Here is a 22,226-nt window from a genome sequence, read left to right as displayed (position 1 = left end):
CGTCCCGCCTCAGGCGTCGATACCCACGAGCTGCGCGCTGTTCTGCCAGAGCGCCTCGGCGAGATCGGCGTCGTCGACCTGCGGATTGACGCGGGTGCTCAGGGTGCGCTCGTCGTAGTACGCGCCGGAGAACCAGGTCTCATCGGGGGTGCCCTCGATGAACCAGCGCAGCGTCTCGCCGCCCTTGTCGGTGCTGATCGCCAGGACGTGCTTCAGAGGTGTGCGGTAGATCAGCCGCATCACGCTCGACGACTCGGCCGCGAAGTTCGTGCGCACGACGCCGGGGTGGAAGGCCACCGCGCTCAGGCCGCCGGGGTGGAACTTCGTGTGCAGGCTCTTCGTGAACAGGACGTTGGCGAGCTTCGCGTCGCCGTAGGCCTTGTTGGCGCTGTACTTCTTCCGGTTGTCGAGGTCGTCGACGTCGATGTGTCCGAACAGGCGATGGCCGACGCTCGAGGTGTTGATGACGGCGGCATCCGCCTTCCTCAGCTGCGGCAGCAGCAGGTTCGTCAGCAGGAACGGCGACAGATGATTCACCTGGATGGTCTTCTCGAAGCCGTCGACGGTCGGCGTCTGATCGCCGAAGATCCCGCCAGCGTTGTTCGCCAGCACGTCGATGCCGTCGTCGCCGACCAGGTCCGCGATCTGCTCCGCGAGCGCGCGGACGTCGTCGAGACGGGCGAAGTCGGCGGTGAGGTGCTCGGCGCCCGTCTCCCGCGCGATCGCCGCGGTCTTCTCCGGCGATCGGCCGACGAGCAGCAGGCGATCATCGGATGCCGCGAGCTGTCGCGCGGCAGCGGCTCCGATCCCGTCGGATGCCCCGGTGATGACGATCGTCCGGCGGCGCGCAGCGCCGTCGGGTGTCATGCGCCCTCTCGGTGCGCGGGCGGAGCGGGGCGCAGCGGCTCGGCGACCGGCATCCGCTCGGGCTCGGGCTCCGGCACGGGCGCAGGCGCCGGTTGCACGACCGGCGCGGCGATCTCCCGCGCGACCTGCTTCTCGAGCACCGTGACGGCGTCGTCGGAGAGCAGGATGAGTCCGTCGAGCTCTTCGCGCACCCGCTTGTAGGCGACGTTGCGCTCGGCCTGCGTGGCCGACTCGTCGACCGCGACCTTGAGCAGCTGCTGTGCGCGATCGAGGCGCTTGCGCTCCGGCTCGGTGAAGGTCGAGTCGCGCAGGCGCCGGGCGTCCTTCTCCGCGATCTCGAACGCGACCGCGTAGTCGCCGACGGCCTGCAGGTACTCGGCGACCTGATGCTCGGTGACCTTGCCTTCGGCGGATGCCGGGCGCAGAGCATCCGCGGTCTTCTTGGCCCGCAGGAATGCGGCGGTCAGCGGCTGACGGCCATCGCTCATCGCGGGGAACGCGATCAGCTTCGCGACGTCGAGCTCGTAGTCCAGCCAGCGCGCGGTGATCTCGTCGTGCTCGGCGAACAGGCGCACGAGCAGATCGTTCGGAGCGACGGATGCCGTGGTGTCGACGATCGACGGCCCGCGGCGCTTGGCCTGCTGGGTCAGGGCACGGGCCTCGATCTCGGCCGTCTTCAGCTGGGCCTTGATCTTGAGGGTCTCGAGGCGCCGCTCATGACGGCGTCGAGCGCTCCGCTCCCACGCCTTGGCGACGCCACCGGCCATCCCGAAGAGGGGGAAGATGAGCCACCAGTAGCTGCCCGCCCACTGCCAGAACTCTTGCATGATGGGATCAGCCTACTTCTCGGACCGCTCCCGCTCACCTGCCAGAAGACCCAGGATGCGATCGACGAGGTCATCGGGGCCTGCATCCACGATGACTGTGATGCCCGGCTCGTCCTCGTCGAGCGGCTCGAGCGTGGCGATCTGCGACCGCAGCAGCGCCGGCGGCATGAAGTGGTCCTCGCGTGCGGCCGCCTGTGCCGCCACTCTCTCGGGCGCCGCGGCGAGGTGCACGAACAGGGTCGCAGGCGCGTTCGCCCGCAGGCGGTCGCGGTAGACCCGCCGCAGCGCCGAGCACGCCATGACGACCCCGGGCTCCGCCGCGAGCACAGCGCCGACGCGATCCAGCCAGGGCCAGCGATCGTCGTCGACCAGCGGGATGCCCGCGCTCATCTTGGCGATGTTCTCCGGTCCGTGGAGGTCGTCGGCGTCGACGAAGCGAGTGCCCTGCCGGCGAGCCAGCTCCTGGCCGATGGTCGTCTTGCCGACGCCGGAGACGCCCATCACGACGAGGGGCGGTGCGGAGTGGGATGCGGCGTTCACCCCTCCATCCTTCACCAGTCGTGGACCGTGCCGTCGAGGAGACGGTTGTAGGGCAGGTACGCCTGCTCGTACGGGTATCTGCCGGCTTCGTCGACGTCGAGCTCGACACCGAGGCCGGGCTTGTCGCCGGGGTGCAGGTAGCCGTCGGTCCAGGTGAACGACTGCTGGAAGACCTGGTCGGTGCGGGATCCGTGCTGCATGTACTCCTGGATGCCGAAGTTGTGGATCGCGAGACCGAGGTGCATCGCGGCGGCCATGCCGACCGGCGAGATGTCGGTCGGCCCGTGCATGCCCGACTTGATCTGGTACATCGCGGCGTAGTCGAGGGTCTTCTTCAAGGCGCTGATACCGCCCATGTGGGTGACGGCCCCGCGGACGTAGTCGATGAGCTGGTCGCGGATGATGTCCTTGAAGTCCCAGACCGTGTTGAAGATCTCCCCGATCGCGAGTGGGGTGGTGGTGTGCTGGCGCACCAGGCGCAGCGCCTCCTGGTTCTCGGCCGGGGTGCAGTCCTCCAGCCAGAACAGGTCGTACGGCTCGAGGTCCTTGCCCAGGCGTGCGGCCTGGATGGGCGTCATCCGGTGGTGGCCGTCGTGGAGCAGGGGGATGTCGGGGCCGAACTCGTTGCGCACCGCCTCGAAGACACCGGGGAGGTGGTTCAGATACGCGCGGGTGTCCCAGTCCTCCTCCACCGGCTTCGCCCCACGGCGGGCCGGCTCGTGGTCGTAGCGGGCCTCGCCGCCCCCGGTGTCGGCGGACTGCGACGCGATGCCGTAGATCGCCTTCAGGGTCGGGACGCCGGTCTGCACCCGGATCGCCCGGTACCCCTGCGCCTGGTGCGCGCGGATCGAGTCGAACAGCTCGGGCAGCTCCTTGCCCGACGCGTGTCCGTACGCCATCAGTCCGTTCCGGGACGCGCCGCCGAGCAGCTGGTACACGGGGAGACCCGCGACCTTGCCCTTGATGTCCCACAGCGCCATGTCGACCGCGGCGATCGCCGCCATCGTGACCGGACCCCGCCGCCAGTACGCCGACCGGTACAGGAACTGCCAGGTGTCCTCGATGCGCGACTCGTCCGCCCCGATCAGCAGCGGCACCACGTGCTCGGACAGGTACGCGACCACCGCGAGCTCGCGCCCGTTGAGGGTGGCATCCCCCAAGCCGGTCACTCCGTCGGCGGTCGTGATCTTCAGCGTGACGAAGTTGCGATCGGGACTGGTCACGATGACCTCTGCCCTGTCGATGGTCATCGGATGCTCCTCGGGTGCAGGGCGACAGTGGGGATCACCTCGCCGACACCTCCATGGAATCACTGCCATACAAGTTGTGTCAAGCTATCGTGACGGTATGCCCGCCCCCGTCGCCCGCACCTCCGCGCGTGAACTCGCGTACGGACGCGTGCGCGACGACATCATCGGCGGTCGATTCGCCCCGGGCGCACTGCTCTCCGAGAACGAGCTCGCCGTGTCGCTCGGACTCAGCCGGCAGCCCGTGCGCGAGGCGCTGCTGCTCATCGCGCAGGAGGGGCTCGTCGAGGTGCGGCCGCAGAGCGGAACCTACGTCACGCGCATCGATCCCGACCGCGTGTGTGAGGCGCAGTTCATCCGCGAAGCCATCGAGCTCGCGTCCCTCGGGGCCTGCGCGCAGCCGTCGGCCGACGAGGAGCGGATGCTGCGCGACCTCATCCGCCGGCAGCGCGGCGCCCGCGACCGCGACGCCTTCTATCCACTGGACGAGGAGTTCCACCGCGCGCTCCTCGGCCTGGCAGGACACGCGAACGCCTGGGCCGCGGTGAGCGCCGCGAAGGGGCACCTCGACCGGGCGCGCTACGTCGGCATGAGCGCCACCCGTGCCGTGCAGGACTACGTCGACGACCATGAGCGCGTGGTCGACGCCCTCGCGGGCGGAGATTCGGATGCCGCCATCGCCGCGCTCCGCGCGCACCTCCGGTTCGTGTTCGCCGATCTCGAGGCTGTGCAGGCGCAGCATCCGGAGCTCTTCGCGGGTCCGGCGCCGGCGCGCACCGGGCGGGCATCCCGGCGTTGAGCGCCGTCGTGGCCCCGGCGCTTGATACCGTCGGAACATGATCCCCGCCTTCGTGCTGAAGATCGTCCTCTTCGCCGCGGCGCTGGTCTTCGTGGTGGTGCTCGTGCGCTCGTTCTTCGGCCGCTCGAACCGCGCGAAGACCCGGGATCCCCGTGTCCGCCTGCCGCGGTCCGTCGCCATCGCCGCCGCGGTGCTGCTCGCCCTCGCTGTCGTGGCGTCGCTCCTGGGGTTCGGCAGCGGTGACATGCGCGACCCGGTGCCGTTCCGCATCGCGTCGGCGGTGCTGCTCGTGGTCGGCCTGCTCGTCCTGCTCGCCTATCGCAATCGGTACGTGCTGCCCGGTGCCGACGCGGTCGTGTTCCGGACGATCTTCGGCGCGGAGCGCAGCATCCGCTATCGCGACATCGTCTCGCATCGCACGATCGACCGGCGGGGAAGACGGATGCTGGTGGTGCGCTCGTCCGACGGCACGACCCTGCGCGTGCACACGTCGGCGCCCGGGATGTCGCGGTTGGTCGCCGCCGCGGCTGCCTCTTCTGCGACCGCTGTTCGGGCGCCCGACTAGCCTGCGCCGCCGCGGGGTTCGCCGCACTCTGACGCCGGGTTCGTCGGATCCCGGGCTATCCCGGCGCACTGGTCATTGCTATAGTCAACGGGATTGACTTGTTGACTGGACTTCTTCGAGAGTGGGACGACGATGACCACACCCCGCACGCAGGTAGCGGTGGGCTGCGACGGCATCAGGATCGCGGCCGAGGTGCGCGGATCCGGATCCCCGGTGCTGCTGCTCCACGGGTATCCCGAGACCAAGGCCATGTGGGACGACGTCGCCGAGGCGCTCGCCGCGGACCACACGGTCGTCGCCGCCGACCTGCGCGGCTACGGCGACTCGGCGAAGCCGCGCGGTGACCACTACGCCAAGCGCGAGATGGTGCGCGACCAGGTGACGCTGATGCGCGAGCTCGGCTTCCCTCGCTTCGCCGTGGCCGGCCATGATCGCGGCGGGCGCGTCGCTCATCGGATGGCGCTGGATCATGCGGATGCCGTGTCGGCGCTGGCCGTGCTCGACATCGTGCCCACTCTGCACATGTTCGAGAACGTCGACCGGGCGATGGCGACCGCGTACTTCCACTGGTTCTTCCTCGCACGGGACGACGGGATGCCGGAGGCGCTGATCGGCGCGGATCGGGAGACCTGGCTGCGCAGCAGGTTCACCGGCCGGCGCCATGACGGCGATCGACTGCCGGACGCATACGATGAGTACCGGCGCTGCTTCGACATCGACACCGTGTTCGCCTCGGGGGCCGACTACCGCGCCGCGGCGACCGTCGACCTCGATCATGATCGCGCGGACCGGGAGGCCGGACGCACGGTCGCCTGCCCGACCGTCGCGCTCTGGGGTGCGCACAGCTACGTGGGCCGCAACTTCGATGTGCTCGCGACGTGGGCACCGTATGCCCCGGGTGTCACAGGGGCGCCGATCGAGGCGGACCACTACCTGGCGGAAGAGGCGCCGGAGGCGACCGCCGCCGCGTTGCGGGAATTCTTCGCGGCGACCGAGGTCGCCGCATGAGCGCGCGATCGCTCGCGGTCGAGCGTCTCGCCGAGCTCGTGTCCATCGAGACGCCCACGGGCGACGCCGCAGGTCTCGAGGCCGCGCAGCAGCTGGTGCGCTCGTGGCTCGAGCCGATCATCGGCGAGCCGGGGATCATCGAGACCGTCGACGGCATCGCGCATCTGCGCTGGACCGGCGGCGATGCGCCGGCCGTGCTGCTGATCGGCCACCTCGACACGGTCTTCCCGAAGGGCACGATCGTCGACCGTCCGTTCCGCATCGACGGCGACAGGGCGACGGGCCCCGGGGTCTTCGACATGAAGGCCGGCATCGTGATCATGGCGGCAGCCCTCGCCCGGATCGCGCGGCCCGGTGAGGTCGCCGTGCTGCTGACCAGCGACGAGGAGGTCGGCTCACTGACCTCGCGCGCGCTCATCGAGCGGGAGGCCCGGCGCGCCGGCACCGTGCTGGTGCTCGAGCCCAGCCTCGACGGAGCGCTCAAGATCGCCCGTCGCGGCGGCAGCATCTATCGGATCGCCTTCACCGGGCGCGCGGCGCACGCGGGCCTCGAGCCGTGGAAGGGGCGGAGCGCCCTGGCCGAGCTCGCGCATCACGTGCTCGCGCTGCCCGAACTCGCCGACGACGCGGCCGGCACGACCGTGAGTCCGACCGTCGCGCAGGCGGGGACCGTAACCAACGTGATCCCCGAGCATGCGGAGGTGCGGGTCGACGTGCGGGCCTGGACGCTCGGCGAGCTCGAACGCGTCGACGAGCGGATGCAGGGGCTGAGCGCGCACACCGAAGGAGTCTCCGTCGACGTCACGGGCGGTATCAACCGCCCGCCGATGGAGGAGAGCTCCTCCGCCGAACTTCTCGACTGCGCCCGTCGGGTGGCCGCGCGCCTCCGGCATCCGGAGATCGAGGCGGTGTCCGCCGGCGGAGCATCCGATGGCAACTTCACCGCCGCTGTCGGCGCCCGCACACTCGACGGCCTCGGGCCGCGCGGCGCGGGCGCGCACGCCGACCACGAGTGGGTGTCGATCGACTCGATGATGGAGCGGATCGACCTGCTCGCAGGGATGCTCGACGACCTCACGGCGCGCGGTTGATCGCAGCGCACGTCGTGAAGGAGATCTCACGCAATGAAGGAGGTTTGAGGCCGGATGCTCCTTCGAAGCGTGAGATCTCCTTCGTAGTGCGTGCTCACAACGTGTGCCTGCTCAGAACGGGGTGCCAGATCGCGGCGGCTGCCCGACCACAGGCCAGCCCCGCAAGCCTCAGGCGCCGGGCGCGTGCCGCTCGATGCTCTCCAGCAGCAGGTCGAGCGCGGACTCCCAGGCCCGCGGGTCGCGCACGCCGGGAAGGCTGTCGCCGGCCCAGACGATGTTCGGGAACTCGTCGGGGTCGAGCCGTCGGTAGTCCATCTGCCAGGTGAGCTCGTCGGAGTCCTGCACGTCGGCGGGCAGCGCCGTGAGTGCGGCCTGGATGCTGGATGCCGAGCGGATCAGCTGCCCGAGCGCGCGGGCGTACAGCGCCGCCTGCTCCTTGTCGTAGCCTCCGCGTCGGAGGGCGCCGATCGAGAACTCCATCGAGGAGAAGTCCGTGGGGCGGCGCAGCGCCATCTGCAGCGCGAACTCGGGGTAGCGCATGTAGTGGTCGTGGATCAGGTGCGCCTGGGTGCGCAGGTCGGCGAGCCAGTCGTCGGTCGCGACCATGCCGCCGCTGTAGGAGCGGGCGCGAAGGGTGTCGATCAGGGCGAGAAGAAGCTCGTCCTTGTCGCGGAAGTGCCGGTAGATCGATGTCGGGTGCGCGCCGAGCTCCTCGCCGATGGCCTGGAACGTCAGCCGGTCCAGCCCTTCGCGTTCCACGACGCGGTCTGCGGCGGCGACGATGATGTCGCGGCTGAGCGAGTCGCGTGCGCGGCGGGGGCGTGCAGTGTTCCCGCTCGTGCGGGCCGGCGCCTTCGCCTGACCTGCGGCCTTCCGAGTCGCCATCGAGTCACTCCTTCGCTGTCGTCACCGTGCGTCGGTCACGCAGAGATCACGGTACCCCACCATGATCACGGCTCCTGTCATGCCCGTCGACAATGCCGGAATCCCTGGCCCGATCAGCATAGCCAATGCTATAGTCAACGGCATTGGCGATGACGAGGAGAAGCAAGGATGCTGCACACCCCGGAAGACGCGACGACAGCGATGATCGACCAGCGCTTCGCCGTTCCGTACCTCATGACAGTGCGCCCCGCCGCGGGTGCGGCCGATCGCGCGCTCGTGATCGAGAACCACCCCGAGGGTGCGCGTGCACGACTGTGGCAGGCGCCGAACGCCCCCGAGGGTCTTCTCCCGTTCGATGTGAGCACGGGCGCGATCGTCACGCCGGACGGCCGCTGGATCGTCGACCTCGACGACGGCGGCGGCTCGGAGGTGGGCGCCCTCGTCGCGATCTCCCTCGACGGCTCCGAGCGCGTAGCCCTCACCCCCGGTCGCGAGCCCTACGTCCTGCGCGGGCTGGTGTTCTCGTTCGACGGCTCCACGCTCATCGCCACGGTCGTCGACGAGGAGGGCTTCCACGTACTGGCGATCCCGGCAGCCCCCTGGGGCGAGCCGAGAGTCGTGTACTCGAACCCGATCGAGGCCTGGTTCGGGATGCCGTCGGCCGACGCGACGCTGGTCTCGATCGACACGACCGACCACAATCCCGGCATCCGTCGTCCTCGCATCACGGTCGTGGATAGCGCGAGCGGCGCGACCGTCGCGACGCTCGACGACCTCCCCGACGGGCCGGTTCGTGCCGTGCGGTTCTCCTCCATCGCGGGGGACGACCGCCTGCTCCTCAACACCGAGCGCAGCGGATTCTCGCGCCCGGCGATCTGGAATCCGCGCACCGGGGAGCGGCACGACTTCGACCTGCCCGACATCGCCGGAGAGGTGATCGCGCTCGACTGGCACGCCCCGAGCGGCCGCATCCTCGCGCTGCACGTCGACGGCGGCATCCATCGTCTGCTCGAGATCGAGGAGGCGGACGGCGGGGTGCGGACTGTGCTCGACGGCGGCAGCTTCGCTGAGCCCGACATCGCCAACCTGCATCCGTTCTACTGGACGTCGTACTACGCGCCGGACGGCGCCGTCCGGGCGATGCGCTCGACCTGGGACGTTCCCCTGCGCGTCACGGAGGTCGCCGCCGACGGCGCCGAGAAGACGCTGATCGCCCCCGCAGCCGTGCCGCCGGGGCAGCCGCTGACCTCGACCCTGGTCACGAGCGCCGACGGCACCAGGGTGCAGCTGTGGTCGGGCCGCCCGGCCGATCGTGAGCCGCTCGGCACGATCCTCGAGATCCACGGCGGGCCGATGCTCGTGGCAGTGGATCACTACAACCCCTCCGCCCAGTCCTGGCTCGATGCCGGTTTCGCGTACGCCTCCCTGAACTACCGGGGGTCCGTGACGTTCGGACGCGCGTTCCGCGAGGGATTCTGGAACGTCGGCGGCGACCGCGAGATCGAAGACGTCTCCGCGGCGATCGACTGGTTGCGCGCGCAGGGCCTCGCCGACCCGGCATCCACCTTCGTCACCGGAGCGTCCTACGGCGGGCACATGACCCTGCTCAGTGTGGGGCGACTCCCTGAGCTGTTCGCCGGAGGCTTCGCGCACGTCGCCGTGGCCGACTGGTCGGTGACGATCGACGCGATGAACCCCGCGGTCCGGAGCGTCTGGAGCTCGTGGGTTCCGCCGGAGCTCGTCGAGCGCTTCTCGGCCATCTCGTACCTCGACGACGTCACGGCATCCGTCTGGATCAATCAAGGCTCGATCGACACCCGCACACCGGTCGTCGGTGTGCAGGGCTACGTCGACCGGCTGCGCGCTCGCGGCGGCGACGCCGTGCTCGAGATCTTCGAGGGCGGACACGAGCCCACGGGCCTCCGCGGGGCCGCTCACGACCAGCGCCGCATGCAGGAACTGGCCCTCCGAACGCTCGCAGGAGACCGCTGGGACGCTCCCGGCATCGCCCCTAGTCAGGAACATTGACTAAAACACTTGCTATCTTTTCCACTCGGTTCTAGAGTCGGACCACCACCCGCATCACAGCACCTCTTGCACTGTTCCTTCGTCGCACGCTCACTGGAGATCCGTCCATGTCGAAATCACTGCTTCGCACCGCTGTACCCTCTTCCCGACTGTCCCGACGCGGCATCCTCGCGGCTCTCACCGCCGCCGCGCTCATCGGCTCGCTCGCAGCCTGCACCCCGTCGCCCACCCCCGCGGAGACGAACGAGGAGGTCGCCGTCGTCGACGGCGGCGAGCTCGTCATCGGCGCCGAGCAGGAGCCCGACTGCGCCGACTGGATCGCCACCTGCGGCGGCTCCATCTGGGGCACCTACGTGATGCAGATCCCCACCATGCCGAGCGTGTTCCAGACCCGCCTCGTCGATGACGAGTGGGTGCCGGTGCCGTCGGATCTCGTCACGGGAGAGCCGACCGCCGAGGTCGCCGAGGACGGCACCCAGACGGTCACCTACGAGATCAACCCGGATGCCGTGTGGTCGGACGGCGAGCCCATCACCTCAGCCGACTTCGCCTACACCGCCCTGCAGATCCGCGACGGCGACGACATCTTCGACAAGACCGGATACGACCGGATCACCGCCGTCGACGTCAGCGACCCGCAGAAGGCCGTCGTCACCCTCGACTCCGCGTTCGCCGGATGGCGCACGCTGTTCAGCGTCTACGGCATCATGCCGGCGCACATCCTCGAGGGTCAGGACCGCAACGCCATGATGGCCGACGGCTACGACTTCAGCGGCGGACCGTGGAAGATCGAGAAGTGGACCCGCGGCACGTCGGTCACGCTCGTGCCGAACGAGAACTACTGGGGAGAGAAGCCGCACCTCGACAAGGTGACGTTCCTCTTCCTGCCCGACACGACGGCCGCGTTCCAGGCGCTCAAGAGCGGCCAGGTCAGCGTGCTCGCACCCACACCGCAGCTCGACGCGCTCTCGCAGATCGAGGCCGGGCTCCCCGGGGTGAAGTCGCAGGTCGATGCCCGCAGCGGCAACCTCGAGGCGATCTGGCTGAACAACGCCGTCGCCCCCTTCGACTCGGTCGCGGTCCGTCAGGCGCTCGCCTACTCGATCGACCGCGACGCCATCGTGAAGCGCCTCTTCGGCAGCCTCGGCATCGACAAGGCGCAGCAGAGCTTCAACTCGCCGATGGTCGCTCCGTTCGCCTCCGACGACTTCTCGCAGTACACGCTCGACCTCGACAAGGTCGACGAGCTGATGGAGGGCGACGGCTGGAAGAAGAACGGCGACGGCGTCTGGGCCAAGGGCGGCGAGACCGCGACCTTCTCGATCAAGACGCTGGCCGGCAACAAGCGCCGCGACCTCACCGTGCAGGTGCTGCAGTCGCAGCTGGCGGATGCCGGATTCGAGATGACCATCGACCAGGTCACCCCCGCCGACCTGTTCGGCACGATCGCGCCGGAAGGCGACTTCCAGGCCGGTATCTGGGCGCTCGTCGACACGTTCCCGGACCCCACGCTCAGCGCGACGTTCTCCTCGGTGAACATCCCGAGCGACGCCAACGGGTTCTCGGGCATCAACTTCTACCGGGCGAACATCCCCGGCCTCGACGACCTGCTCACCCAGGTCGACAGCGAGATCGACACGGATGCGCGCATCGCGGCATCCCACGAGGGCGATGCGCTGATCGCCGAGAACGTCCCGTCGCTCCCGCTCGACGCCGTGCCGAACGTGCTGCTGTGGAGCGAGAAGGTCGGCGGTCCGCTGCAGATCAACCCGATCGAGGGTCCGTTCTGGAACCTCGCCGAGTGGGGTCTCGCGGGCTGACGCCCGCGGGTGCGGCCAGGAATTCGCAGAGGAAGGAGGCGACGACATGATCACGTTCATCACACGACGGGTGCTGTACTCGATCCCGGTGATCCTCGTCGCCTCCTTCGTGCTGTTCTGGGCGGTGCGTGCGACGTTCGATCCGCTCGCGAAGCTCCGGCTGGCACAGGACCCGACGGCGCTCGCCCGCGAGGTGGAGCGGCTCGGGCTCGACCGTTCCGTACCCGAGCAGTACTTCCTCTGGCTGCGCTCCATGGTGGTCGGCGACTGGGGTCTGAGCACCCGCACCGGCACCCCGGTGCTGCCGCTGATCGGCGAAGCGCTGTGGCCGACGCTGCAGCTGGCGTTCTGGGGGCTGCTGATCGCGATCCTCATCGCCGGCGGCATCAGCGTCTACTCGGCCGTGCGGCAGTACTCCCTGGGCGACAACCTGCTCACGGGGGCCTCGTACCTCGGCATCGCGATGCCGGCTTTCTGGTTCGGCCTCATCCTCATCCAGACGTTCGCGGTGTGGCCGAAGGAGGCGTTCGGGCTCAGCGAGCCGCCGCTGTACTTCATCGGTCTGAACTCGCCGGGGCAGACCGGCGTGCTCGACTACATCCGTCACCTGATCCTGCCCGTGGCCGCGCTCATGATCGCCCTCATCGCGTCCTGGAGCCGGTTCGGCCGCGCCGCCATGCTCGACGCGCTGTCGAGCGACTACGTGCGCACCGCCCGCGCGAAGGGCGTGCCGCGCCGGCAGGTCATCTGGCGGCATGCGGTGCGCAACTCGCTCGCGCCGTTCGTCACGGTCGTCGCGCTGGACGCGGCGATCCTCATCGGCGGCCTCGTGGTCACCGAGCAGATCTTCGCGATCCCCGGCATGGGGCGTCTGTTCCTGCAGTCGCTCGTGGCCGGCGACGTGTTCGTGCTGCTGCCCTGGATGATCGTGGTCGCCGTCGCGGTCGTGATCTGCAACCTGATCGCCGACATCGCCTACGCGGTGCTCGACCCGAGAGTGAGACTGTCATGAGCGGTGCCGGCATCGCGGGGCGCGAGGAGCTGCTCGCCGAGCAGGAGCCGCAGAAGGCGCCCACCCGTCAGCTGCTGAAGGGGTTCCTGCGGCACCGACTGGGCGTGGTGAGTCTGATCGTGCTGGTGATCCTGCTGATCGCCTGCTTCGGCGCGGGCTGGATCGCGCCTTACCCGCAGGGACAGCAGGACCTCCTCACCGGACCGACCCCGCCCTCGGGTGCGCACTGGCTCGGGACCGACGAGCTGGGTCGCGACTACCTCAGCGAGATCCTCTTCTCCGGACAGATCTCGCTCGCGATCGGACTCGCCGTCGCCCTGCTCGCGACGGTCGTCGGCACCGCCCTCGGCGCGATCTCGGGCTACGTCGGCGGCTGGATCGGCGAGCTCATCATGCGCATCACCGATCTCTTCCTCATCGTCCCGGCGATCGCGCTGCTGGCCGTGATCCTGCAGGGCCTCGGTCCCTCGCCGACCACGATCGTCCTGGCGCTCACCGCCCTCGGCTGGACCTACATCGCCCGGGTCGTGCGGGCGCAGGTGCTGTCGCTCCGGGAGAAGGACTTCATCGACGCGGCGCGCGGCATCGGAGCATCCGGATTCCGCATCGTCGTCTCGCACCTGCTGCCGAACCTCGCGGGCGTGATCGTGGTCGCGATGAGCCTGGCCGTGGCCTCTTCGATCATCGCCGAGTCGACGCTGAGCTTCCTCGGGTTCGGCGTGCAGCCGCCGCAGACCAGCTGGGGCTCGATGCTCAGCCAGGCCGCCGGCTACGTCGGCACTCCGCAGGTGTACCTGCTGTACTTCCCCGGACTGTTCATCCTCGTCACGGTGCTGTGCGTGAACTTCATCGGCGACGGCCTGCGCGACGCGCTCGACCCGCAGGGGAAGAACCTGTGAGCGGCGCGGTGCTTCTCGAGGTCTCGGATCTGTCGGTCAGCTTCCCGACGGATGCCGGACTCGCCCGGGCGATCGAGGGCGTCTCGTTCGTGCTGCGCGAGGGGGAGACGGTCGGGATCGTCGGGGAGTCGGGCTCGGGCAAGTCGTTGACCGCGATGGCGATCATGGGGCTGCTGCCGAAGAAGGCCGTCGTCACCGGCTCGATCAGGTTCCGCGGCCAGGAGCTCGTCGGGATGTCGGATGCCGCGCTGCGCGAGATCCGCGGCAAGGACATCGCCGTGGTCTTCCAGGACGCGTTGACCGCCCTCAACCCGGTGATGCGCGTCGGCGAGCAGCTGATCGAGGCCGTGCGCGTGCACCGCCCGGACACCACGACGGCCGAGCGGAAAGCGCGAGCGATCGAGCTGCTCGACGTGGTCGGCATCCCCTCGCCCGAACTGCGCGTGGACCGCTATCCGCACGAGTTCTCGGGAGGCATGCGCCAGCGCGTGATGATCGCGATGAGCATCGCCAACGAGCCCGACCTGCTGATCGCCGACGAGCCGACGACCGCGCTCGACGTGACCGTGCAGGCGCAGGTGCTCGAGGTGCTGCGCGAGGTGCAGCGCCGTACCGGCACGACCGTGCTGCTCATCACGCACGACCTCGGCGTGGTCGCCGGCACCGCCGACCGCGTCCTGGTGATGTACGCGGGCGGGGTGGTCGAGACGGCCGACGTCGATCCGCTCTTCTACGAGACCGCGCACCCCTACACGGCAGGGCTCCTGGCGTCGCTGCCGCGGATCGACCGGCGGGCGTCGCGCGACGAGCGGCTGTACCAGATCGCGGGTCAGCCGCCGGTGGCGACCGCGTGGCCGAGCGGATGCCGGTTCGCCCCGCGCTGCGCGCATGCGGTCGCCGGGCTGTGCGATGCGGCGGTTCCGCCCGCGGTGCCGGTGGGAGTCGGGGCCGGTGCTGCAGATGGCGGTGCTGCAGATGTCGATGGGCCGACGGCATCCGGCATCCACACCGCCGCGTGCGTGCGGCTCGACGAATGGCAGAAGGAGGCGGCGTCATGAGCACGAGCCTGACCGTGCAGAACCTCGTCAAGGAGTACAAGGTCGGCGGTGGTCTCTTCGGCCGGACCCGCGACGTCGTGCAGGCCGTGTCGGACGTCAGCCTCTCGATCGACGGCGGACAGACCTTCGGGCTGGTGGGCGAGAGCGGATGCGGCAAGTCCTCGCTCGGCCGCAGCGTCGCCCGACTGCAGTCCAGTGACGGCGGCTCGATCCGACTGGACGGCGACGACATCACCGGCGTCGAGGGCGGCCGGCTGCGGGCGCTGCGCCGGCGGGTGCAGTTCGTGTTCCAGGATCCGTACGCCTCGCTCAATCCGCGCAAGTCCGTGCGGGCGACGCTGACCGAACCCCTCGTGATCCACGGGCTGCATCGGGGGAACCACGAGCGCCGGGTCGAAGAGCTGCTCGCCCAGGTCGGGCTGAACCCCGCGCACGCCGACCGCTTCCCGCACGAGTTCTCCGGCGGTCAGCGGCAGCGGCTCGGCATCGCGCGGGCGCTCGCCGTGGAGCCCGAGGTCATCGTGCTCGATGAGCCGGTCAGTGCTCTCGATGTGAGCGTGCAGGCCGGGGTGCTCAATCTGCTCGACGACCTGCAGCGCGACCTCGGACTCACGTACCTGTTCATCGCGCACGACCTTTCCGTGGTGCGGCACCTGAGCGACCGCGTCGGAGTCATGTACCTCGGCAAGCTCGTCGAGGAAGGGCCCGTCGACGAACTGTACGAGCGGCCACGGCATCCGTACACCCAGGCGCTGCTGTCGGCGATCCCGGTACCCGATCCTCGGGCCGAGCGGGCGCGCGAGCGCATCGTGCTCACCGGCGATGTGCCGAGCCCCGTCTCGCCGCCCAGCGGATGTCGTTTCCGCACACGTTGCTGGAAGGCCACCGAGATCTGCGCCGAGGTGGTTCCCGAGCTCGAAGACCACGGTGGCGCGCATCGCGTCGCCTGCCATCACCCCGTCGAGCTCGACTGACCGCCGCCCGCGTTCCGGTCGCACTTTCGGCCGCTGGAGCGCGCGGCAGGCGGCAGATACTGCGACCGGAACGGCCACGAACAACACGAAGTGCGACCGGAACGCCCACCGCAACGGAAGGAACCTCCCCCCATGACGACCACCCACCGCATCGCCGTGATCGCCGGAGACGGCATCGGCACCGAGGTCATGCCTGAGGGGCTGCGCGTGCTGCGCGCCGCGGCATCCCGCTTCGACATCTCGCTCGAGTTCACCGAGTTCGACTTCGCGAGCGCGACGTACTGGCAGCAGCACGGGCGGATGCTGCCGGACGACTGGTTCGAGACGCTGCGCGGGTTCGACGCGATCTACTTCGGAGCGGTCGGCTGGCCCGACGTCGTGCCCGACCACGTGAGTCTGTGGGGGAGCCTCATCCAGTTCCGGCGGGCGTTCGACCAGTACGTGAACCTGCGGCCGGTGCGGCTGATGCCCGGCGTGGTCTCACCGCTCGCCGGTCGTGAGCCCGGCGACATCGACTTCTACGTCATGCGCGAGAACACCGAGGGAGAGTACTCCTCGATCGGCGGCCGGATGTTCGAGGGCACCGATCGCGAGTTCGTGTTGCAGGAGACCGTGATGACCCGCACCGGCGTCGACCGGGTGCTGCGCTACGCGTACGATCTGGCGCAGCGCCGCGAGGCCAAGCACTTGACGTCGGCGACCAAGAGCAACGGCATCTCGATCTCGATGCCCTACTGGGACGAGCGGGTCGCGGCCGTCGGCGCCGACTACCCCGACGTGCGGCAGGACCAGTTCCACATCGACATCCTCACCGCGAACTTCGTGCTGCACCCCGACTGGTTCGACGTGGTCGTGGCGAGCAACCTGTTCGGCGACATCCTCTCCGACCTGGGCCCGGCCTGCACCGGTACGATCGGCATCGCGCCCAGCGCCAACATCAACCCCGAGGGGGCGTTCCCCAGCCTGTTCGAGCCCGTGCACGGCTCGGCGCCCGACATCGCCGGCCGCGGCATCGCGAACCCGATCGGCCAGATCTGGTGCGGGGCCATGATGCTCGAGCACCTCGGACACCCGGATGCCGGAGCCGCCGTCCTCACCGCGATCGAGGACGTGCTCGCCCGAGGAGCGGATGCCGCGCCCTTCACCCCCGACCTCGGGGGCACGGCCACGACGGTCGAGCTCGGCGCCGCGATCGCGGAGGCCGTCGCGGGGTAGGGGCTCGACTCCTCCCGACGATGCGTACGGCTGACGGCGATCAGCGCAGCTGCGGCACTGCCGTGCTCGGGTCGTTCACGATCGCCTCGAGGTCCGCGCGCAGAGCGGTCGCGCGCTCGGGCACGCTCGGAAGGGCGACCTCGGCGCAGCGACGGGCGAGCTCGAGGTCACCGGCCAGCGCCGAGACCCGCGCCCAGGTGAGCAGGTGGGCCGGATGCGGAGGATCGATCACTGCCGCGCGAGCCGCCTCGTGGAAGTCCTGCGGCCAGGTGGCGAGCCGACCGAAGAACGCGCTCGACTGCCGGTCCCACTCCGAGACGAGGAACGACACCGACTCCTGTGCTTCCTCGGCGGTCGAGCCGTAGACGAAATCGGGGTCGTGGTCGTTGCGGAACCCGGGGATGATCGACGACCGCCAGGCGCAGTCCGCTTCGCGGATCTTCGTCGGATCGATGACGTGGCCGGAGACGTCGCCCAGCAGCGTCAGATGCACGCCGAGGTCGATGCGGAAGACACCGCGCCGTGGCTGGTGCACGACCTCGACGACGTGCACGACCGGGTCGTCGGCGCGGCGCAGCACGTCCCCGTTGCGCGCGAACCCCTGCGCCTTCAGGGGCGGGAAGAAGTGCTCGCGGAGGAGCGCGGTCGTCGTCTGCTTGTCCACACGGGAATCGTAGCCAGACCGCGGCGTCATCCGCCGTTCATGGAGCTGTCCATTCGGACTGCGCGATCGAGGTGATCTGGCGCGGGATGGTCAGCTCTTCGTGAGGTCCTGCGCGAACATCACGAGGATGCCGCTGGGCCCGCGGAGGTACGTGAGCTTGTAGACGCCCTGGTAGTCCGCGACGCCGCGCAGCGGGTGGCAGCCGTGGCGCGCGGCGATCGCCAACGACTCGTCGATGTCGTCGACGGCGAAGGCGATGCGGTGCATCCCGATCTCGTTGGGGAGTGTGGGTTCGGTCTCGATCGCGTCGGGGTGGATGTACTCGAAGAGCTCGATCTGCCCCTGGCCGTCGGGCGTCTGGAGCACCGCGATCTTGGCGTGGTTCCCGTCGAGACCCACCGCCGTGTCCGCCCATTCGCCGCTCACCTCATCGCGTCCGAGCACGGTGAGCCCGAGGTCGGAGAAGAAGGAGATCGTCGCCTCCAAGTCGCGCACCGCGATGCCGACGTTCTCGAGTCTGATAGCCATGAGGTGGATGCTACTCGCAGGCGCCGACGTCGGGTTCGGGCCGAGCTACTCGAGCCACTCCGTGATGAAGCGGTCGCTCGCATGCACGTGGGTCGCCTCGTAGGTGCCGCCGTCGAGAGAACCTCGAAGCGATGGTCGACGAGCGAGGGGACGACGAGGATCTGCCCTCCCACGCCCACGACCTGCTCCTCCCCGACCGTGAACAGCGCCCGGCCGTGGTGGATCACGAACGTCTCGGCGTACGGATGCCGGTGCAGCCGCGGCCCGCGCCCCGGAGTGGCGATGTACTCGCGCATGATGCTCACGGGCGACCCGAGCAGACGACCCTCGATGTCTTCGTCCCGGCCGACGTCTCTGGGCAGGATGGTCATGGTTCCTCCGTTCTCGCCCTCAGGGTACGCCGACCGGATTCAGCGACCGAGCTTCTCGGCGCAGCTCACACAGTGGACGGCGAACGGACGCACCTCGAGACGGCCGGCGGGGATCGGTCGACCGCAGTTCGCGCAGATGCCGTAGGTGCCGGCATCCATCCGCGCGATCGCCTCGTCGACCTGTCGGAGTTCGGATGCCGCTGCCTCCGCGAGTCCGGTCAGGCGTGACCATTCGGATGACAGCGTCACCCCCTCGGGGTCGTGTTCGTCGTCGTCGTTCGACCCCTCCCGGTCATGAGTGAGCTGGTCGAGGGTCGCGGCCGTGGCGTCCACGCGCGCGACCGCCTGCGCGCGCAGGTCTTCCAGGAGTTCGCGCAGGTCGGTGGCCATGCCCTCACACTAGACAGCAGCCCCGACATCACGGAGACGCCGCGGTCACTCCCGGCTGCGGAGGATGGCATTCATCGCGCGCCGCCGCTGCCCGGGGTCACGGTACGTTCACCGGTTCGCGCTTCGCGACCCGAGCGGTGCCCATGGACGTAGGCCCCGGCATCCGCCCTCTGACGCCCACGGGCTCTGCGCGTCGCCATCCGGTCGATCACGGCGTCCACGCGGTCGCGGCGCGACGCCAGAACGAGATCGGTTCCGCTCGCGGCCTCCTCGATGATCCGGCGCCGGCTGTCGTCGATGCGCTCGGCCGCGCCGGCGGCGAACCCACGGATGAATCCGCTACGCGCGCGCCGGCGGTCTCCCTCCGTGCACCACCGGTAGCTCTCGCGCTGGGCGGCCCACCACGCCCGCATGGCCACCATCGCCTGCACCTCGAGGCTCGCGGTGAGCACGCGCGCCTGCTGCGCGTCAGACGCGTAGCCCACGAAGTACAGGAGCGAACCGGCCGCATGGTCGGCGTGCAGCGGACGCACCGTGTCGAGCGCCAGCGCCACCCGCGTGCCGAGCTCACGCATGTCGCGCGCGTAGACGCCGGTGAAGATGATCCGCTCCTGGACGATCTCTTCGCCGGCCTGTCCTGATCGCGCCCGGCGCTCGTCGAGGCGCGCCTGCTCGATGCCATATTTCACCATCAGCCGCTCGGCGTGCTCGGTGAGCGCCTCGGCCTCCTCGGGCGTCGTGCTCTCCGCCTTCGCCAGCAGCTTGGCGATCAGGTCCAGCTTCGCTTCGGTCATGGAATCCCCTTTGCTCGTGATGCTCTGCATCCTCCGAGGGGGTTCTCCCATTCCGACGCCCTTTTCCGGGGTCGGTGGAGAAGGTCGTTCAGCGGTTCGCTGTGCACGACAAGTCGCGGGCTATCACGGCCCGGCGAGCCCGTCCTAGCCGAAGATCAGCGTCAGCACGGTCGCGCCGCCGCCGCCGAGGATCAGCGCGACGATGACCGTCCAGGCGATGATCCGGATGCGGCGGTTGTGGGGTTCGCCCAGGTCGCCGTAGTCGTCGTCGGGCCTGCTCAGTTCGCTCATGCGTCGGTCGGCTCCGTGACGGTCGGGCCGAAGTACGACGGCAGGGTGGCGTTCGAGCGCTCGCGCAGCTCGGCGACCGAGACCGTGAAGACGTCCTGCACCTCGAGCTGCGGTTCGCTGTCGGTCACGCCGACGCGCAGCACCGGGTAGTTGCGACCCTCGCACAGGCCGCGGAACTTCACGTCGTCCTCGCGCGGCACGGTCACGATGACGCGACCGGTCGACTCCGAGAACAGAGCGGATGCCGCATCCACGCCGTCGCGCTCGATGATCTCGTTCAGCCACACGCGGGCCCCGACGCCGAAGCGCGAGACGCCCTCGGCGAGTGCCTGGCCCAGGCCGCCCTCGGACAGGTCGTGCGCCGAGGAGATCAGCCACTCGTCGCGTGCCGCCGAGAGCAGACCCGCGAGGCGCTTCTCGCCCGCGAGGTCGACCTTGGGGGGCAGTCCGCCGAGGTGCTGGTGCACGACGTCGGCCCACGCCGAGCCGGAGAGCTCGGTGGAGGTGGTGCCGAGCAGATAGATGTTCTGGCCGATGTCCTGCCATCCCGAGGGGATGCGGCGCGAGACGTCGTCGATGATGCCGAGCACGCCGACGAGCGGGGTCGGGTGGATCGGCACGTCACCCGTCTGGTTGTAGAACGAGACGTTGCCGCCGGTGACCGGGGTGCCCAGTTCGTAGCATCCGTCGGCCAGGCCGTCGACCGTCTGCCCGAACTGCCACATGACCTCGGGGTTCTCGGGGGAGCCGAAGTTCAGGCAGTCGGTGATCGCGGTGGGCACAGCACCCGTGACGGCGACGTTGCGGTACGCCTCGGCCAGGGCGAGCTGCGCACCCGCGTAGGGGTCGAGCTGGCAGTAGCGGCCGTTGGCGTCGGTGGAGATCGCGAAGCCGAGGCCGGACTCCTCGTCGACGCGGATCATGCCGGCGTCGTCGGGGAAGCTCAGCGCGGTGTTGCCGAGCACGTAGTAGTCGTACTGGTTGGTGATCCAGCTCGTGTCGGCCAGGTTCGGCGAGGCGACCAGGTCGAGGAACTGCTGGCGCAGCACGTCGGGCTCGTTGGAGCGGGGCAGCTTCTCGGCGGCATCCGCCTGCAGCGCGTCGATCCACGTCGGGTATGCGACCGGGCGGTCGTAGACCGGGCCGTCGACCGCGACGGTCGAGGGGTCGACGTCGACGATGCGCTCGCCCTGCCAGTCGATGATGAGGCGTCCGTCGCCGGTGACCTCGCCGAGCACGGAGGTCTCGACCTCCCACTTGTTCACGACGGCCAGGAACGCGTCGAGCTTCTCGGGAGCCACGATCGCCATCATGCGCTCCTGCGATTCCGACATGAGGATCTCCTCAGCCGTCAGCGTGGGGTCGCGCAGCAGCACGTTGTCGAGCGAGACCTTCATGCCGCTGTTGCCGTTGGCCGCGAGCTCGCTGGTCGCGCAGGAGATGCCGGCGGCACCGAGGTCCTGGATCGCCTCGACGAGCTCGCCGCGATACAGCTCGAGGCAGCACTCGATGAGCACCTTCTCGGCGAAGGGGTCGCCGACCTGCACGGCGGGGCGCTTGGTCGGGCCGGTCGAGTCGAAGGAATCGGATGCCAGGATGCTGGCGCCGCCGATGCCGTCGCCGCCCGTGCGCGCTCCGAAGAGCACGACCTTGTTGCCGACCCCGGTCGCGTTGGCGAGCTTGAGGTCTTCGTGGCGCAGCACGCCCACCGCGAGCGCGTTCACGAGCGGGTTCGCCTGGTAGACGGAGTCGAAGACGGTCTCGCCGCCGATGTTCGGCAGGCCGAGGCAGTTGCCGTAGAAGCTGATGCCGCTCGTCACACCGTGCACGACGCGGGCGGTGTCGGGGTGGTCGATCGCGCCGAAGCGCAGGGCGTCCATGACCGCGACGGGGCGAGCGCCCATCGAGATGATGTCGCGGACGATGCCGCCGACGCCGGTCGCCGCACCCTGGAACGGCTCGATGAAGCTGGGGTGGTTGTGCGACTCGGCCTTGAAGGTGACGGCCCAGCCCTCGCCGACGTCGATGACGCCCGCATTCTGGCCCATGCCGACCATGAGGCGTTCCTTCATCTCGTCGGAGACCTTCTGGCCGAAGCGGCGCAGGTAGTTCTTCGACGACTTGTAGGAGCAGTGCTCCGACCACATGACGGAGTACATCGCCAGCTCGCCCGAGGTGGGGCGGCGGCCGAGGATCTCCTTGATGCGCGCGTACTCGTCGTCCTTGAGGCCGAGGGCGCCGTACGGCTGCTCCTTCTCGGGCGTCGCGGTCGCGTTCTCGACGGAGTCGGGGACGTGCTTGTGGACAGGTGCAGGGGCGGTGGTCACGCGCACTCCAAAGGAAGGGGCCGGCG

General features: G+C 69.5%; 23 protein-coding genes. 11 read left to right on the top strand and 12 right to left on the bottom strand.

The window, feature by feature from the left end:
• Positions 1-9: 9 nt before the first annotated feature.
• The 4 genes from ABD648_RS11735 to manD are packed head-to-tail and all read right to left on the bottom strand — an operon-like array spanning position 10 to position 3,484.
• Entirely contained in the window at positions 10-867 is an 858-nt protein-coding gene (locus tag ABD648_RS11735) for an SDR family NAD(P)-dependent oxidoreductase (protein ID WP_282215140.1), read from the bottom strand.
• Positions 864-1,694, bottom strand: a complete 831-nt coding sequence (locus tag ABD648_RS11730) for a hypothetical protein (protein WP_282215139.1) — start codon at positions 1,692-1,694, stop codon at positions 864-866. The genes ABD648_RS11735 and ABD648_RS11730 overlap by 4 nt, the downstream gene beginning before the upstream one ends.
• A gap of 12 nt (positions 1,695-1,706) precedes the next feature.
• On the bottom strand, positions 1,707-2,234 hold the full coding sequence (locus tag ABD648_RS11725) for a gluconokinase (RefSeq protein ID WP_282215138.1): 528 nt from the start codon (positions 2,232-2,234) through the stop codon (positions 1,707-1,709).
• An 11-nt stretch (positions 2,235-2,245) separates the two neighbouring features.
• Positions 2,246-3,484, bottom strand: a complete 1,239-nt coding sequence (gene manD / locus ABD648_RS11720; protein WP_282215137.1) for a D-mannonate dehydratase ManD — start codon at positions 3,482-3,484, stop codon at positions 2,246-2,248.
• A 97-nt stretch (positions 3,485-3,581) separates the two neighbouring features.
• Between manD and ABD648_RS11715 the strand changes: the two genes are divergently transcribed.
• From ABD648_RS11715 to ABD648_RS11700, 4 genes are all read left to right on the top strand, one after another.
• Positions 3,582-4,280 (top strand): GntR family transcriptional regulator, encoded by a 699-nt coding sequence (locus ABD648_RS11715; protein WP_282215136.1) that lies wholly within the window; start codon positions 3,582-3,584, stop codon positions 4,278-4,280.
• Between the two features lie 37 nt (positions 4,281-4,317).
• Entirely contained in the window at positions 4,318-4,845 is a 528-nt protein-coding gene (locus tag ABD648_RS11710; protein WP_282215135.1) for a hypothetical protein, read from the top strand.
• A 132-nt stretch (positions 4,846-4,977) separates the two neighbouring features.
• Entirely contained in the window at positions 4,978-5,853 is an 876-nt protein-coding gene (locus ABD648_RS11705; protein WP_282215134.1) for an alpha/beta hydrolase, read from the top strand.
• Positions 5,850-6,944 (top strand): M20 family metallopeptidase, encoded by a 1,095-nt coding sequence (locus ABD648_RS11700; protein ID WP_282215133.1) that lies wholly within the window; start codon positions 5,850-5,852, stop codon positions 6,942-6,944. The genes ABD648_RS11705 and ABD648_RS11700 overlap by 4 nt, the downstream gene beginning before the upstream one ends.
• Positions 6,945-7,112: 168 nt before the next feature.
• Here ABD648_RS11700 and ABD648_RS11695 read toward each other — a convergent pair whose 3' ends face one another.
• Positions 7,113-7,829, bottom strand: a complete 717-nt coding sequence (locus tag ABD648_RS11695; protein ID WP_282215132.1) for a TetR/AcrR family transcriptional regulator — start codon at positions 7,827-7,829, stop codon at positions 7,113-7,115.
• A 168-nt stretch (positions 7,830-7,997) separates the two neighbouring features.
• Between ABD648_RS11695 and ABD648_RS11690 the strand changes: the two genes are divergently transcribed.
• The 7 genes from ABD648_RS11690 (at position 7,998) to ABD648_RS11660 (ending at position 16,835) form a co-directional block, all read left to right on the top strand.
• Entirely contained in the window at positions 7,998-9,857 is a 1,860-nt protein-coding gene (locus ABD648_RS11690; RefSeq protein WP_282215131.1) for a S9 family peptidase, read from the top strand.
• Positions 9,858-9,964: 107 nt separating this feature from the next.
• Positions 9,965-11,677 carry an ABC transporter family substrate-binding protein gene (locus tag ABD648_RS11685; RefSeq protein WP_282215130.1) on the top strand — a complete coding sequence of 571 codons (1,713 nt, stop codon included), beginning with the start codon at positions 9,965-9,967 and terminating at the stop codon, positions 11,675-11,677.
• A 46-nt stretch (positions 11,678-11,723) separates the two neighbouring features.
• Positions 11,724-12,689, top strand: a complete 966-nt coding sequence (locus ABD648_RS11680) for an ABC transporter permease (RefSeq protein ID WP_282215129.1) — start codon at positions 11,724-11,726, stop codon at positions 12,687-12,689.
• Complete coding sequence (locus ABD648_RS11675) at positions 12,686-13,588, top strand: ABC transporter permease (protein ID WP_282215128.1); 903 nt, start codon at positions 12,686-12,688, stop codon at positions 13,586-13,588. Before ABD648_RS11680 ends, ABD648_RS11675 begins: the two co-directional genes overlap by 4 nt.
• On the top strand, positions 13,585-14,646 hold the full coding sequence (locus ABD648_RS11670) for an ABC transporter ATP-binding protein (protein ID WP_282215127.1): 1,062 nt from the start codon (positions 13,585-13,587) through the stop codon (positions 14,644-14,646). Before ABD648_RS11675 ends, ABD648_RS11670 begins: the two co-directional genes overlap by 4 nt.
• Positions 14,643-15,620 carry an ABC transporter ATP-binding protein gene (locus ABD648_RS11665; protein ID WP_282215126.1) on the top strand — a complete coding sequence of 326 codons (978 nt, stop codon included), beginning with the start codon at positions 14,643-14,645 and terminating at the stop codon, positions 15,618-15,620. The genes ABD648_RS11670 and ABD648_RS11665 overlap by 4 nt, the downstream gene beginning before the upstream one ends.
• 132 nt (positions 15,621-15,752) lie before the next feature.
• Positions 15,753-16,835, top strand: a complete 1,083-nt coding sequence (locus ABD648_RS11660; protein WP_282215125.1) for a tartrate dehydrogenase — start codon at positions 15,753-15,755, stop codon at positions 16,833-16,835.
• Between the two features lie 40 nt (positions 16,836-16,875).
• On the opposite strand, the gene ABD648_RS11655 is transcribed toward ABD648_RS11660, so the two are convergent.
• From ABD648_RS11655 to purL, 7 genes are all read right to left on the bottom strand, one after another.
• Positions 16,876-17,499 carry a hypothetical protein gene (locus tag ABD648_RS11655; RefSeq protein WP_282215124.1) on the bottom strand — a complete coding sequence of 208 codons (624 nt, stop codon included), beginning with the start codon at positions 17,497-17,499 and terminating at the stop codon, positions 16,876-16,878.
• Between the two features lie 90 nt (positions 17,500-17,589).
• Entirely contained in the window at positions 17,590-18,027 is a 438-nt protein-coding gene (locus ABD648_RS11650) for a VOC family protein (RefSeq protein ID WP_282215123.1), read from the bottom strand.
• Positions 17,922-18,323, bottom strand: a complete 402-nt coding sequence (locus tag ABD648_RS11645) for a cupin domain-containing protein (protein ID WP_282217541.1) — start codon at positions 18,321-18,323, stop codon at positions 17,922-17,924. Before ABD648_RS11645 ends, ABD648_RS11650 begins: the two co-directional genes overlap by 106 nt.
• Positions 18,324-18,437: 114 nt before the next feature.
• Positions 18,438-18,788 carry a TraR/DksA family transcriptional regulator gene (locus ABD648_RS11640; protein WP_282215122.1) on the bottom strand — a complete coding sequence of 117 codons (351 nt, stop codon included), beginning with the start codon at positions 18,786-18,788 and terminating at the stop codon, positions 18,438-18,440.
• A gap of 71 nt (positions 18,789-18,859) precedes the next feature.
• Complete coding sequence (locus tag ABD648_RS11635; protein WP_282215121.1) at positions 18,860-19,582, bottom strand: DUF2786 domain-containing protein; 723 nt, start codon at positions 19,580-19,582, stop codon at positions 18,860-18,862.
• Between the two features lie 144 nt (positions 19,583-19,726).
• Positions 19,727-19,873, bottom strand: a complete 147-nt coding sequence (locus ABD648_RS11630) for a hypothetical protein (RefSeq protein ID WP_282215120.1) — start codon at positions 19,871-19,873, stop codon at positions 19,727-19,729.
• A complete protein-coding gene (purL, locus tag ABD648_RS11625) occupies positions 19,870-22,200 on the bottom strand; it encodes a phosphoribosylformylglycinamidine synthase subunit PurL (RefSeq protein ID WP_282215119.1) in 2,331 nt (776 codons plus the stop codon). The genes ABD648_RS11630 and purL overlap by 4 nt, the downstream gene beginning before the upstream one ends.
• Positions 22,201-22,226: the final 26 nt, after the last annotated feature.

It is taken from the genome of Microbacterium luteolum, from assembly GCF_039533965.1.
Lineage (GTDB): Bacteria > Actinomycetota > Actinomycetes > Actinomycetales > Microbacteriaceae > Microbacterium > Microbacterium luteolum.
The sequence above is the reverse complement of the archived record's forward strand: the minus strand, read 5'-3'. Positions and strand labels throughout refer to the sequence as shown.